Consider the following 13,566-nt stretch of genomic DNA (forward strand, 5'->3'; position numbering starts at 1 on the left):
TTTATTTTTTAACTATTCAGATAGCAATTTTTTAAGCCTACTTTATAGTTTTTATAAATTAGTTTATATCCAAGTGTTTCGCATAAAAGTTTATTCGAAACTCTTCTATTTTCCATCCAAAAAGATTTAGCTATAGGTGATAATTCCTCTTTTGCATCTTCAAATAATATTGGCTTTGGCATTGTTAAGCCAAGTAAATCGTAGCAAAATTGAATTACCTCTATTTGAGAACAGGGTTCATCATCTGCAATATTTATAATTTGGTAAAACTTTAAGGAATTTTTGTTTTGTAATAAGTAGATAATTGCATTTGCAATATCAGCAACATGAATTCTCGAAAATACCTGGTTTTTTTTTGATATCACGCGAATTTTTTTATTTTTTATTGCCTCAAAAGTCGATCTTCCAGGTCCGTAAATACCCGGTAACCTGAAAATTTGTACAGGTAAACCAGATTCAATCCATTCTTTTTCACAATTTAACCTCTTATAACTTCGTTTTTGAAAGGGGTTTGGTTCATTAATTTCAGAAACCCAATCACCTTTGGTATTCCCGTAAACTCCTGTAGTAGATAAATAGCCAACCCATTCAAGGGACATACTTTTTAGTTTATTTTTAAGACTTTTTAATACTGGATCATTCCCATTTTTGTCGGGAGGTATGCAACTAAGAATATGAGTTACTCCATCAAAAATTTTTGCATCAGGAACCACACCGTTTTCGCTGTTGAAAACAAAACTATTTGGATCACCGCTTATAGATCTTGAGCTTGTTAAAACAGTGCAACCGAATTTTTTAATAGTTTTTGCAAAATAACTACCGCTGTAACCACATCCTAAGATTAAAAATTTATTTTTATTTCCAATTAAACTTGCAGTCTTCATCATGCCGGGTTAAAGTAGTACATATGTATTAATTAATGATGAAGACAGCTCTTAAGCCCGATTTAAAATCAAAAACTTTCTTTGTTAGCAAAAGTTATCCTCGTCTTATAGAGAAAGAAGTTAGATTAGTTAATTTTAAATTCTACCAAAAATTATTTGTCTTTCTTCTCGCATTTTCGACAATTTTAATATTTCCAGAATCCCCAAAAGAATTGGAAAGTATATGTGAGAGTTATAACTCTATAAAAATATGTAATGTTTGGTAGTCAAGCTGCTTTATATTCTGATTCATCTTTTTCGTAATCTTTATTTTTTACCTTAAAATTAGGATTAGCCCATTGTAGTAATCTAATAGCTAATCTTAAATCCCCCTCTAACCAAGCTCTTATAGCCATTGCTCTTCGAGGATCATAAAATTTTTGCCTTCTATACCAATACAAAGCATTTTCATCTGATTTATCCCCATTACAGGAAAGACAAGCAGGGACACAGTTTTCTGTTGTGCTTAAGCCTCCTTGGCATCTTGGTATTACATGGTCAATAGATTCAGATGGTCTTCCGCAATATATACAACTTTTTCCTGTAAACCTATGAATAGATTTTCGCCATTGTCTCAATCTGAATTTAGGACATAAATCCTCTAAAAATACCGCATCATTAATATGCATTCAGAATATTTAGTTAAATAAATAATGGCTTGAATATAATAAAAGTCAATAATTACTTACTCTTTTTTAGAGTAAATTTTCTAGTAAAAATATGTTTTAGTGTGTTTAGATACAAAATAGTATTTAGTAAATTTTGAAAAAAATTATTATCTTTTTAAAAACTTAACTAATAACTATATCTATCAAGTGTTTCATCAGAAATTTCTTTATTAGTTTCTTCTAATTCTTTTTCTAATTTCATTCTTTTGTTTTCTCTATCTTGTGCTTCTTTTTCTTTTCTTTTTTCTTCTTTTTCTAAATCTCGTATTAGTTTTCTATTTGGATGAAGATTATCTAAATATTCTACGCAATAAGTAAATTGTTCTTTTTCTCTTATAACTGTTTCAGTAATTTGTGCTGCTGCATTTTTAGGAGAAACTTTGAAAAATCCTCCCTTTTGTTTTTTTATATATGAATAAGCTGCATCCCAACTACTTTCATGATCATTTCCGCCTTCACGCATAGTACAAAAAATTTCTGCCCCAAATGAGCTCGCATTAACTTTTGTATTAGTAAGGATTAGAGGAGTGAAAACTCCCAACGCTAATAATATTAGTTTTTTCTCCTTAAATCTTTGCATTAGTCATTTATCTTCTATTTAAAAATATCTTTTATTGTCAATATGTCTATAGAAATTTAAGATTTAATTACTCCAAATATATTCAAGCATTTCACAACTAAAGGAAGAATTAGAAGTACAGTAATCAACCTTACTGCGTGCAGGGTAGCTACTGCAGCTCCCACCCCATACTCTGACCCTACAAGACTCATACCGCTAATACCTCCTGGTGCGGCACCAAGAATTGTTGTTATCACGTCTATATTAAGTAATCTGCTTGTCCATAATCCAATTGCTAATCCTGTAATAACTAAAGTAAAAGTTATTAAAATAGCTGGCCTCCACAAGGTTTGAAGATCCATTAATGAGTCTTTGGTTAATGATGTACCAATAACTGTTCCAATGCCGATTTCTAAAATTGTTCTCGTGCCGATTGGCCACTCTGCTATATCAACTTTACCGCTGATGCTAAGTATGCTTGCGCCTATCAAAGCACCTGCAAGAGGAGCAGCAGGAATACCCGTTTTTAGGGCTAAAGCTCCAAAAATACTACCTGCAATTAGATAATAAATTAGATTTATGTTTGGCATAATTTTGTAAGATGTTTGAACATAATATTAAAAAAAAAATTTTTTTTTTAGGTTTAAAGTCAAATAATATTTTTTCTTTCCTCTCGTAATGTCCCCTTTTGTTGGCATAATGTTATCTAAAGCATGAATTTTTATGTCTTCACAAATTTCATACAAAGATAATAAAAACCGCATAAGGAAAAAATTATCTTTTTTTGAGGGTGGCCATCAGCTAGAAAAATTAGAGTTTGCTCTAGCAATAGCACAAACCAACGGTGATGAAAAAAAGTCGATTGTTCTTAGAAAAAAGATTTTTGAACTAGGCGGAAATGTTGAAGAGCCTGGAACTTAAATTATTTTTCCTCAAGATATTTAGATACTACAACTAATGCTTCACCAACTTGTTGGGCTGAAATTTTTCGCATTTTGAGAAGTGTATTTCCAATAGCAGAAACCACTGTAATAATATCTCTATCATTAACATAACCTAAATGTCCGACTCTAAATATTTTCCCTTTCAAATGGTCTTGACCACCAGCAAGTAAAATATCAAAATTATTTTTTATTGTTTTTCTAAATTCTTCAGCATCCATCCCTTCGGTTTTTATTGCAGTAATTGAAGGGCTTAAATATTTTTCATCAGCAAATAATTTTAGATTTAAAGCCTTTACGGCATTGCTCATAGCTAGTTTATGTTTATTGTGTCTCCTAAAAATGTTATCTAAGCCTTCTTCTCGCATCATTTTTAAAGCTTCATCTAAAGCAAAAACCAAATTAACTGCTGGAGTATATGGATTACTGTTACTTTGAAGACTTTTTTTGTAGGATTTTAAATTTAAGTAAAATTTTGGTAAATTAGATTTTTCTGCAGCTTCCCATGCTTTTTGGCTCATAGATATAAAACTAAGACCTGGAGGTATCATATATCCCTTTTGTGAACCTGAAGCAACTATATCTAATTTCCATTCATCTACTGGTACATTGCAAGCACCAAGACTTGTAACGCAGTCAACAATTGATAAAGCTGTGTTGTGTTTACGAATATATGAACTTATAGTTTCTAGATCATTAATGACACCTGTTGAGGTTTCAGAATGAGTCAAAATAACTGCCTTTATTTCTTTGTGTTTATCTTCCTCTAATACTTTTCTAAATTCTTCTGGGTCAAGCGGAATTCCCCATTCCGAATCAATTTTTATTACTTCTAGACCAAATTCTTTAGCAACTTTTACCCATCTTTCGCCAAATTTTCCATTTTCTCCACAAATTACTTTATCTCCTCTACTTAAGGTATTTATTATTCCAGCCTCCATTGCGGCTGTCCCACTACCAGTAATTGTTAGAACATCATTTTGAGTTTGATGAAGCCACTGTAAATTTTTAGTAGTACTCTGTACGAGGTCTTGGAATTCTTTGCTGCGATGGCCTATTGGATGCTTACTCAATGCTTGTAAAACTTTTTCTGGAACTGGTGTGGGTCCAGGAATCATCAATGATAATTTTTGTTGTATGGCCACTTTTTGTTATATAGGTCATTCTTAGATTAGTTCTCATTATATATTTTTCAATTACTTGATTTGAAAAAAGGATTTTCTTTACCTTTATGGGTTGCTGGAGCTGCTAGGTCAGCATTAAAAAAACTGGTAGGTTTATCATTTGAAAATTATGAACTAATAAAAATTCCTAATGAAAAAAAAGAAATAAAAATCGAGATTCATTCTGTTGGTTTACTTAAAGATGACTCGCATGCGTTAGGAATTACCTTTGCAAAGTCAGGCTTAGATCTTGACATAACGCAAAACTTAGAAATATGGACAATAGCTTCTTTAGAAAAAATTTCTTTCAATAATCCTGTTCCAACAATTCCGATAAATATTATTGCAGGATCTGGTGTAGGTATAAAAGAAGATACGTCGGAGATATGTATTTCTAATTTTGCAAAAGAAGTGTTACATCAAAATTTATTAGATATCATTCCTGAGGGCTTTAATTTGAAATTAGAAATTATTTTCCCAAAGGGGGCTTTTTTAGCGGAAAGAACTAGTAATAAGTCATTTGGTATCGTTGATGGACTATCTATTATTGGTACTTCGGCTGAGACTTATTCGAGTGCTTCACCTGATCAGTTAGAAAAGGCTAAAGTTAATCTGGCAAAGTTAATTAAAAATGATTTTAAAGGGGAAGTCGTTTTTGTTATTGGTGAAAATGGGTTAAATTTGGCAAAAACTTATAATATTAATTTACCAATTATCAAAATTGGAAATTGGATAGGACCATTATTAGTTGAAGCTGCCATAAATAAAGTTAAAACTGTAATTCTTTTTGGTTATCACGGAAAATTAATTAAATTAGCAGGTGGTATTTTTCATACACATAATCATTTAGCTGATGCAAGAATTGAGATTCTTGTTTATTTAGCTGTTCAAGAAAAGGTACCTCCTGAAAAATTATTTGAATTATCTCAGTTAAATAATCTAGAGGATGCATTACTACTACTTGAAAGATTTAATCAATCTTTAGCTGATAAATTATTCCAGAATTTATCCAATATGATTGAAAAGCGCTCTTTTACTTATGTAAATAGGTATGTAAAAACTGATATGGAAATTGCATCAATCATTTTTGATAGAAAAAGGAAAATTAGATGGGCTGGAATTTACGGTAATAAGTATATTTCTTATTTTCAATAAGATTATTTTGTGATTCATTATGCTTTTGTAAATAAATTGAGCTAACTTTTATACATGAGTCAAAAATCTTTCAAAAAAGAACGAGATCCTTCAATATTAATTTTAGATTTCGGATCTCAATATTCTGAATTGATTGCAAGACGAATTAGAGAAACTAATGTTTTTTCTCTTGTAGTTAGTAATTGTATTTCAATTGAAGACATCAATGATATAAATCCTAAAGGGATTATTTTAAGTGGAGGCCCGAACTCTGTATATGAACAAAATGCTCCGAAATGTGATAAAAAAATTTTTAATTTAGGAATTCCTATTCTTGGCATTTGCTATGGAATGCAATTAATGGTCAAAGAACTTGGAGGGTCAGTTATTTCAGCAACTAAAAAAGCTGAATATGGAAGAGCACCAATAAATATAGATCAAGAATCTGACCTCCTTCGTGATGTAGAAGATAAATCTATAATGTGGATGAGTCATGGCGATTCAATTAATTGTTTGCCTGATGGATTTAATAAAATTGCTCATACTGAGAACACACTCCATGCAGCAATTTCAAATGATATAAAGAAATTATTTGGCGTACAATTTCATCCTGAAGTTGTACATTCAGAGTTTGGGATGAAGATAATTAAAAATTTTGTTTATAACATTTCTTGTTGTGAGGCTGATTGGACAACTGAAACCTACATAGAGGAAACTATTCCTAGGATAAGAGAGCAAGTTGGCAATAAAAAAGTTTTGCTTGCCTTGTCAGGAGGAGTTGATTCCTCGACCCTTGCTTTTCTTCTTAATAAAGCAATTGGAAATCAGCTTACATGCATGTTTATTGACCAAGGTTTCATGAGAAAAGGCGAACCAGAATTTTTAATGAATTTTTTTGATAAGAAATTTCACATTAAAGTTGAATATATTAACGCAAGGGAAAGGTTTATTGCCAAATTAAAAGGGATTACTGATCCAGAACAAAAAAGGAAAATTATTGGTGAAGAATTTATTAGAGTATTTGAAGAAGAAAGTAATAGATTGGGACCTTTTCAGTACTTAGCTCAAGGTACTCTTTATCCTGATGTTATTGAAAGTGCTGGTACTAATATTGATCCCAAGACTGGTGAAAGAATAGCTGTAAAAATAAAGAGTCATCATAACGTGGGTGGATTGCCAAAAGATTTACAATTTAAATTAGTTGAGCCATTAAGAAAACTTTTTAAGGATGAAGTCAGAAAAGTCGGCGGTGCCTTAGGTTTACCGGATGAGATTATAAAAAGGCATCCATTCCCAGGCCCGGGATTAGCTATAAGAATTTTGGGCGAGGTGAATAATGAAAAGCTTGATTGTTTAAGAGATGCAGACTGGATAGTAAGAGATGAAATTAAAAAAGCTGGTCTTTACAACGATATTTGGCAAGCTTTTGCAGTATTGCTACCGGTTAAAACTGTAGGAGTTATGGGAGATAAAAGGACTTATGCATGGCCAATAGTTTTACGTTGCGTATCTAGTGAAGATGGCATGACAGCAGATTGGTCAAAAATTCCTTTTAAGATTTTGGAGAGGATTGCAAATAGAATCGTAAATGAAGTAATTTCAGTAAATAGAGTTGTATATGATATCACGAGCAAACCTCCTGGAACTATTGAATGGGAATGAAAAGTAGGGTATAAACCATGTCATAGTCTAGAAAAATTGGTTTCACACGAGTTTCACATGAGAATCTTTTAACCTATTGGCAAGGGATCTCGATATGGAGGTTTCACATAGGTTTCACATGGAGGTAAAAATCTATCTCTATAGAGAAATCGTAGAGTTTGAAATTTCTCTACACCTTAAATAATTAATTGTTTATTTTTTTAATTTTTTCTAAATTCCATTTATCAAATATTAATTTCATTTCTCTTTCGTAGTGTCTTACTTTCTTCGAGAAAGGTAATGTTTGAATAATTATCCCAAAGGGAAATTTAAAAAAAGAAAAAACATAAACAATATAAAACTCGACAAATGAAGGTTTTGGTGGAAGAGGTAAATTTTTTATATATGCCCAATCAATGCATGCTTTTAGTTGCTTATCACTTGCAGCAATATTTTTTCTACATCTCCAGTAAGAGAATAGGTAAATTCCTATAAAAATCGGTAGTGGAAGAAGTCGCAACATTAAATATCAAGGATAATTTTTCTCCTCATTAATTCATATTAAAGTGATAGTTTATTTTTTATGAAAATTCCTGATAATACCCCAAAGCAATATCTTTCCTTCTTGAAAATAAAATAAGAGGGCATTTGTTTGCCCTCTTCGAGTCTTATGCACCTCACTGTCCACAAAGTCGATGAAGTATTTTTGACTCCTGAATTATTTCTACTCCTATTGAATAGAAAAAGATAGTCGTACAAACCACAAAGCACTTCTACCCGGGTAATAATACTCTATGAATTTCAAGTAAATAGGAGGACAATATAGATATAGATCTAGGAGGTCTTATGAAACTATTCAATCAATTTAATGTCCTTCCAAGATACCTAACTGCATTCAATTATGCAGGGTTAAACTTGAATGAGACTCCACAAGAATTACAAAAATGTACCCCTGAGTTTCAAAACTTTTGGGAGAAAGAATGTAGAGAACATCCAACTAATCAAAATTGTTTAATTTACTGTGACTGAGTAATTAATTTTTAGTTTTTATTAAATAATCTCGATCTAAAAAGTGGTTTCACACGGGTTTCACACGAAATAATATTTAAAATTATGCCTTGAGATGTATTGATATGACTGACTTTTTTTCTTGCTTAAATTTATGGACTATAGAGTGGGAATAAAGTGAATTTGATAACCGAGTTATAACTACAACTTTTAACTCTCAAACAAAAATAATTCAAATATTAGATTATCTGATGCTAATTGTTTTAAAAATCAAGTTTTACTTGAGTTCTACAAAACACTTTTAGTTAACTTTAAGAGAAATCGTATTAAGTTTGTTTGTTCTTCTTTATTTTATATTTATATTTTGTAAAAATTTACTCCAATAATAATTCTATCTTTTTCGCCTTTATAAAATACAGAGTGTTTTCTTTGTGCTGGGAAAATAATTATCAAACCATTAGAAGGAAGAATTTCCTGATTTGGGTTTTCTAATTTTAAAATTCCTGGCTCATCGCAAGTTTGATCACCAACTGATAGATAATAGACAAGAGAAAACTTTTTTTTAGCAATATCTAATCCTTCTATTCTGTCTATTTTATTTAAATGATCGTGACTTACTAAACCACCCCCCGAACGAAATATAGTAAAAAAAGAATCGCTTATAAAGATATTTGACTTCAAACTATTTTTTGCAATTACTATTAATTGTTTTTTAAAACTATCTATACTTACCTCACTCCTCTCGAATAACTTGTAATCTGAACCTATAGCATCGCCGAAAGTTGGGAATTGATATATTTCTTGGTTTCTGGCTTTTATCTTGTATAAGCATTCAACGAGTTTCTTGTCTACTGGCAGATTTAAAGTAATGAGATTTGAATTTGAGTTAGATTTCGTGAAAGAGCTCACCGAACTATTTTTTTCAGAGTCTTTATTATTAACAGTTAGTTCTTGTTGAAAAATACTTAATAATAATTTGTTAGTTCTATTTTTCTTATCAAAGTAATTTGCTTTAACTATACATTTGACAGCTGAATTTATATCTTTTAAAAGATATAAACATATTCCTAAATCCCTGTGAGCCTCAAAAAAATTTGGTTTAAGTTTTATTGCTTTTTTTAGTGATATTGCTGCTTCAGATAACTTCTTTAAGTCTCTTAAAATATTTCCTAAATTATAATATGCATTTGCGTATTCAGGATTAAGTTCTATAGCTTTACGAGTAGATAATTCTGCTTCCTTCAATTTTCCAAGAGAATTTAATATTCCTCCAAGATTCGAATGTAATTCTGCTTCTTTAGGATTAAGTTCAATAGCTTTACGAATAAATAATTCTGCTTCCTTCAATTTTCCAAGAGAGTTTAATATGCCTCCAAGATTTGAATATCCCAATGCATAGTGGGGATTAAGTTCTATAGCTTTACGAGTAGATAATTCTGCTTCCTTCAATTTTCCAAGTCCCTTTAGTATTAATCCATAATTAGAAAAAACCCTATGATCTTCCACACCTTGAATTATTAGATATTGATAATATTTTGCTGCTTCTGCAATATTTCCTTGTGAATGAAATTGAAATGCTTTACCTAATACTTGTTCTTTAGAACGGTTAATTTTTTTGTTGTTTCTATTTAGTTTTTTATGAAATTGATCCTCATTTTCAAAAACTTTCATTCTCTAGTAATAATGTTCAATTAAGTTTTGATTATAATTGTATAATTTTTTAGCAACTATCGAATATTGTTTTTTAAATGTCAAAATTTTGATTTCACTAACTAATTTTCTACAGTTAATTCAAAAACTTAGTTGTATTTACATAATGTTGGAATAAGTCGTTTTGTCATAGGTTTGTCACGCAAAAACCCATCTCTGCTGTAATGTGGGATTAGATTAATGGAACTATTGAGTGGGAGTAGTTCCAAAACAATTTGTAAGTCAGAGTCTAGGTTTAGTCGTTTTTTAGCATATGCCTTCTTTATATGCAAAAATTATTTCTTGATTAGTATTTAAGGTCTTTATATTTTTTCTTTTTAGTAATGATTTCCATCGCAGGTTTAAGCATCTCTTTGTAGTTTTTCCATCCTCCTAATGATTTTGTGTTAATTGGTGAACGAACCTGAACATTACTTCTTGTTGAGACTCTTCGTTTATTTAAATGTGGCGATAAATATAAATCATTCCAGTTCCAACCTAACCAATGAATCAACGATTTTATTTCATCTAAGGGATGAGTCACTAACTTATCGTAATTTAATGAATATATATGATTTTTAAATTCTTTCTTATATGTTCTCATAATCTCATCTTGATCAGAATAGACTTCGGCAGAATCAACCAAACTCGAAGAGAAATTATTCCCTGTTGCGAAATGTGCTCTATAAGTTGACAGAATGTTATCTAAAGGATTTCTATAACAATGTATTATTTTTGCATTAGGAATTGCTTTGGCAATTATGCCTGCATATTGATAATTAAATAACCATTTGTTTGTTGTGATTGTTTTACTATCATTTATTTCTAATTTTTTCCAATATATCTCGCTTAGACTTTTTTGTTTTTTAGATTGTTTATATTCTCTATATGATTCTTCAAAGATATTAATTTCTCCAAGATCTTTTACTTTAGTATTTAAACTTATTATTGATTCGACAAGGGTAGAACCACATCTAGGCAAACCTACTATAAAAATGGACATTGAATAATTTTCAAATTTTTGATTATTGCTTTTATAGTTATCTGAGGAAATTTTTAATTTTTTAGTTTTATCAATTAATAAATCTACCTCGGATTTATGCATACTTAGTTTCATATTATTTGCATTAACAAGATTTTCAGCACTTTCTTTATATTGTCCTTTTCTATGAAAAATATTTGATCTTGCGAAAAAAATATTCACTAACTCTCTATTGTTTTTATTTCTTAAAATGTTTTCAGAAAAAAGTTGATTGTGCCATTTTTGAGGTGTTTTACTTGTTTGTATAGTTGATAGTGATAAATATGCATCAGTTAATTGAGGATCAACTTCAAGTGCTTTTTGAGTATATGACTCTGCCTCTTTTAATCTGCCTTGATCTTTTAATATGAAACCAAGATTATAGTGAGCAATAGCAAAGTCTGATTTAAGTTTAATTGCTTTTTTGAGTTCTAATTCTGCTTTTTCCAAATTCCCTTGACCTATGAATAAAACTGCAAGATTGTAGTAAGCATTTGCATATTCAGGATTTAGAGAAATTGCCTTTTTAAGTTTTGATTCTGATTCTTTATGTTTTCCGATCTCGTTAAGGAATATTCCATAATTAGAAAAAACTCGACAGTCTTTTATTCCTTGTTTAATAAGATATTCATAGTATTTTGCTGCTTCTGACTTCCTTCCTTGTGCCTGAAGATAGAATGCTTTTTGTATCAATTGATCGTTATTTAATTTCTGTTTATTTTTTGAAATTTTTTCTTTCTTTGATTGGTTCTTTTCGCCAAAACCTTTCATTTTTAATAAAGATAATTTCTTCATAGCTAGTATAGTCTTTACAAAAATTTTTTTTATATTTTTCTTAGTTAAATAAAGATTTAATTTAGTTGCAATTTCTAACGAATTCTCCAGAAATTAATAAAAAATTATCTTGATTTATATAGTTTGAGGGATCAGTATGTTTGTTATGTCTTTGTCATGCAAAATTCAACCCTAATGAGCGCGGGATTAGAAAAATAGTTCTGCTTGTGTTATCGATAATTTATTTAAGCGAAGAGTAAGTTACATAATTAAGTATATATTTGTGATTTTGTTTAGTAATGCATCCTTAAAATCTTTAAGTCATCTCTTCGAGATAGATTAAATTTTATAGAAATTACTCATAGTTAAAATGATTATTCCATAAGATATTCGTTATACGTCAAAAGTCCTGTGATAGCATAAACTCGTCACTAAAATATTTGTAATCACTTCAAGGGTCAAAAACTACTTGCAAATCTAATTATTTACTAGATGTTGTTTATCAAATTTTTAAAAATTTAAACTTTTTAAGCAAAAAAGCTTTGAAATGAGATTTAAATAAAATGAGCGAGATTATCAAATTAAGTCGATCTACTGTTGAGAAATATATTAGTTGTCCAAGATGTTGTGTACTCGACAAAAAATATCAAATAAAACCACCATCATTACCATTTACTTTAAATATTGCTGTAGACAATTTATGTAAAAATGAATTTGATTACTACAGAAAAATTCAGGAGCCTCATCCTTTATTTACTAAACATGGTATTGATGCTAAGCCTTTTAAACACAAAGATTTAGAACGTTGGAGAAGTAATTTTCAAGGGATAAGATATAAGTCAATTGAACATAATTATGATTTTGGTGGAGCAGTGGATGATATTTGGCAGAAAAAAAATGGTGATCTTATTATTGTTGATGTAAAAGCAACATCTAGAAATAATTTTGATTGGTCTGAGACTTTTAATAAGTACGAATATGCAAAAGCTTACAAGAGACAATTAGAAATGTATCAGTGGTTATTTAAAAAAAACGGTTTTCAAGTAGCTAAAGAAGCTTATCTTTTATATTTCAATGGAAAGAAAAATGAAGAGTCATTTAATAACCAATTAAATTTTGATGTACATCTAATTAAATTAGATTGTTCTACGTCATGGGTAGAACAAAAGATAATTGATACTGTAAATTTATTACGTTCGGATAATTTCCCCAAACCTTCCTTAAATTGCGAATACTGTAATTATTTAAAGAAGCGTTGGAAGTTATCGATAACTTAATATTTACAGGATAATTTTCATATTTCTGGAAAAGTAGTAAATAAAAGATAATCTTTAATTAGATTATTAATTTAGACTTTTGATAAAATCGAACAATTCTGAAAGAAAGATAACTAATCATCTTCAACAAGATGTAGTCAAAGTATCTGGTAAAACAATTTTTATAAATCCTTTTTTATATTGGCGTAGATTTGACGAAAATACTAATAGATGGCTCAGAGAACCTGGTCAAATGTCAGAGGATCAAATTTCACCAAACAGAAACCGATTTTATCCTGAAATAGAGTGGGCTGATTTAAGTCATGAGCAAAAGCTTATAAAAGATGCAACTGTTGAGATGTTTTTAAAGACTCTTGAATTGATAAGTACATTTCATCCTTATCTTAGTTCCGGACAATTATTAGAAGTGGAGAGAAAAATGGCGATTATAAAAAAGATTCCTTTTGAAAAGTGGGTAACAAAATCCTTCGCTAAGAAAGCGAGATTATTAGAGAATGAAAAAAGAAAATTTCAAAGAGAACGATTTATTAGTAGCTGGAGGGAATGGTTTAGTCTTGGAAATACTCAACAAGCCATTTTGCCTTTAATAGTGACAATATTTATTTCTTCATTTATTGGATGGTCTTTAGGGATATCAAAGAATAGTTGTAATCCTTATTTTCAACAAAATATAGATCAACTAGATTAATTTCTTATTGATATTTTTTAAATATATAAGATAATATAATTTTGAAAAAATAAATTTCTTATTTAAGATTATATTAAATG

The 13,566-nt window shown here is 29.8% G+C and carries 14 protein-coding genes; 6 read left to right on the forward strand and 8 right to left on the reverse strand.

Translation table 11 applies throughout. The annotated features are described in order from the left end of the window. Positions 1–8 precede the first annotated feature (8 nt). From SIB45_RS02885 to SIB45_RS02900, 4 genes are all read right to left on the reverse strand, one after another. Positions 9–887 (reverse strand): NAD-dependent epimerase/dehydratase family protein, encoded by an 879-nt coding sequence (locus SIB45_RS02885; protein WP_011862056.1) that lies wholly within the window; start codon positions 885–887, stop codon positions 9–11. A 263-nt stretch (positions 888–1,150) separates the two neighbouring features. After that, positions 1,151–1,552, reverse strand: coding sequence for an HNH endonuclease (locus SIB45_RS02890; RefSeq protein WP_011862058.1), 402 nt, complete (start codon positions 1,550–1,552; stop codon positions 1,151–1,153). A gap of 166 nt (positions 1,553–1,718) precedes the next feature. Beyond that, on the reverse strand, positions 1,719–2,171 hold the full coding sequence (locus SIB45_RS02895) for a DUF6554 family protein (protein WP_011862059.1): 453 nt from the start codon (positions 2,169–2,171) through the stop codon (positions 1,719–1,721). Between the two features lie 56 nt (positions 2,172–2,227). After that, the gene (locus SIB45_RS02900) at positions 2,228–2,740 is read right to left on the reverse strand and encodes an AbrB family transcriptional regulator (RefSeq protein ID WP_011862060.1); all 513 of its coding nucleotides are present in this window, start codon (positions 2,738–2,740) and stop codon (positions 2,228–2,230) included. A gap of 133 nt (positions 2,741–2,873) precedes the next feature. Between SIB45_RS02900 and SIB45_RS02905 the strand changes: the two genes are divergently transcribed. Beyond that, complete coding sequence (locus SIB45_RS02905; RefSeq protein WP_011862061.1) at positions 2,874–3,071, forward strand: hypothetical protein; 198 nt, start codon at positions 2,874–2,876, stop codon at positions 3,069–3,071. A gap of 1 nt (position 3,072) precedes the next feature. On the opposite strand, the gene SIB45_RS02910 is transcribed toward SIB45_RS02905, so the two are convergent. Further along, positions 3,073–4,209, reverse strand: coding sequence for a pyridoxal-phosphate-dependent aminotransferase family protein (locus SIB45_RS02910; RefSeq protein WP_041484737.1), 1,137 nt, complete (start codon positions 4,207–4,209; stop codon positions 3,073–3,075). A gap of 87 nt (positions 4,210–4,296) precedes the next feature. Here SIB45_RS02910 and cbiD point away from each other — a divergent pair, with 87 nt between their 5' ends. Next, a complete protein-coding gene (gene cbiD, locus SIB45_RS02915; protein WP_011862063.1) occupies positions 4,297–5,409 on the forward strand; it encodes a cobalt-precorrin-5B (C(1))-methyltransferase CbiD in 1,113 nt (370 codons plus the stop codon). Between the two features lie 54 nt (positions 5,410–5,463). Next, positions 5,464–7,050, forward strand: a complete 1,587-nt coding sequence (gene guaA / locus SIB45_RS02920) for a glutamine-hydrolyzing GMP synthase (RefSeq protein ID WP_011862064.1) — start codon at positions 5,464–5,466, stop codon at positions 7,048–7,050. Positions 7,051–7,234: 184 nt separating this feature from the next. On the opposite strand, the gene SIB45_RS02925 is transcribed toward guaA, so the two are convergent. Further along, the gene (locus SIB45_RS02925; protein WP_011862065.1) at positions 7,235–7,552 is read right to left on the reverse strand and encodes a hypothetical protein; all 318 of its coding nucleotides are present in this window, start codon (positions 7,550–7,552) and stop codon (positions 7,235–7,237) included. Between the two features lie 323 nt (positions 7,553–7,875). On the opposite strand from SIB45_RS02925, the gene SIB45_RS02930 reads away from it, so the two are divergent. Next, positions 7,876–8,058 carry a hypothetical protein gene (locus SIB45_RS02930; protein WP_041484647.1) on the forward strand — a complete coding sequence of 61 codons (183 nt, stop codon included), beginning with the start codon at positions 7,876–7,878 and terminating at the stop codon, positions 8,056–8,058. A 336-nt stretch (positions 8,059–8,394) separates the two neighbouring features. On the opposite strand, the gene SIB45_RS02935 is transcribed toward SIB45_RS02930, so the two are convergent. Together SIB45_RS02935 and SIB45_RS02940 are read right to left on the reverse strand one after the other, a co-directional pair. After that, positions 8,395–9,708, reverse strand: a complete 1,314-nt coding sequence (locus SIB45_RS02935) for a tetratricopeptide repeat protein (RefSeq protein WP_011862066.1) — start codon at positions 9,706–9,708, stop codon at positions 8,395–8,397. Between the two features lie 325 nt (positions 9,709–10,033). Beyond that, on the reverse strand, positions 10,034–11,542 hold the full coding sequence (locus tag SIB45_RS02940; RefSeq protein ID WP_011862067.1) for a tetratricopeptide repeat-containing sulfotransferase family protein: 1,509 nt from the start codon (positions 11,540–11,542) through the stop codon (positions 10,034–10,036). A 542-nt stretch (positions 11,543–12,084) separates the two neighbouring features. Between SIB45_RS02940 and SIB45_RS02945 the strand changes: the two genes are divergently transcribed. Together SIB45_RS02945 and SIB45_RS02950 are read left to right on the forward strand one after the other, a co-directional pair. Then, on the forward strand, positions 12,085–12,798 hold the full coding sequence (locus SIB45_RS02945) for a PD-(D/E)XK nuclease family protein (RefSeq protein WP_011862068.1): 714 nt from the start codon (positions 12,085–12,087) through the stop codon (positions 12,796–12,798). 79 nt (positions 12,799–12,877) lie between these two features. Further along, a complete protein-coding gene (locus tag SIB45_RS02950) occupies positions 12,878–13,486 on the forward strand; it encodes a hypothetical protein (protein ID WP_011862069.1) in 609 nt (202 codons plus the stop codon). The last annotated feature ends 80 nt before the right edge of the window (positions 13,487–13,566 follow it).

The organism is Prochlorococcus sp. MIT 1304 (genome assembly GCF_047305015.1).
Taxonomy (GTDB): Bacteria; Cyanobacteriota; Cyanobacteriia; order PCC-6307; family Cyanobiaceae; genus Prochlorococcus_A; species Prochlorococcus_A marinus_E.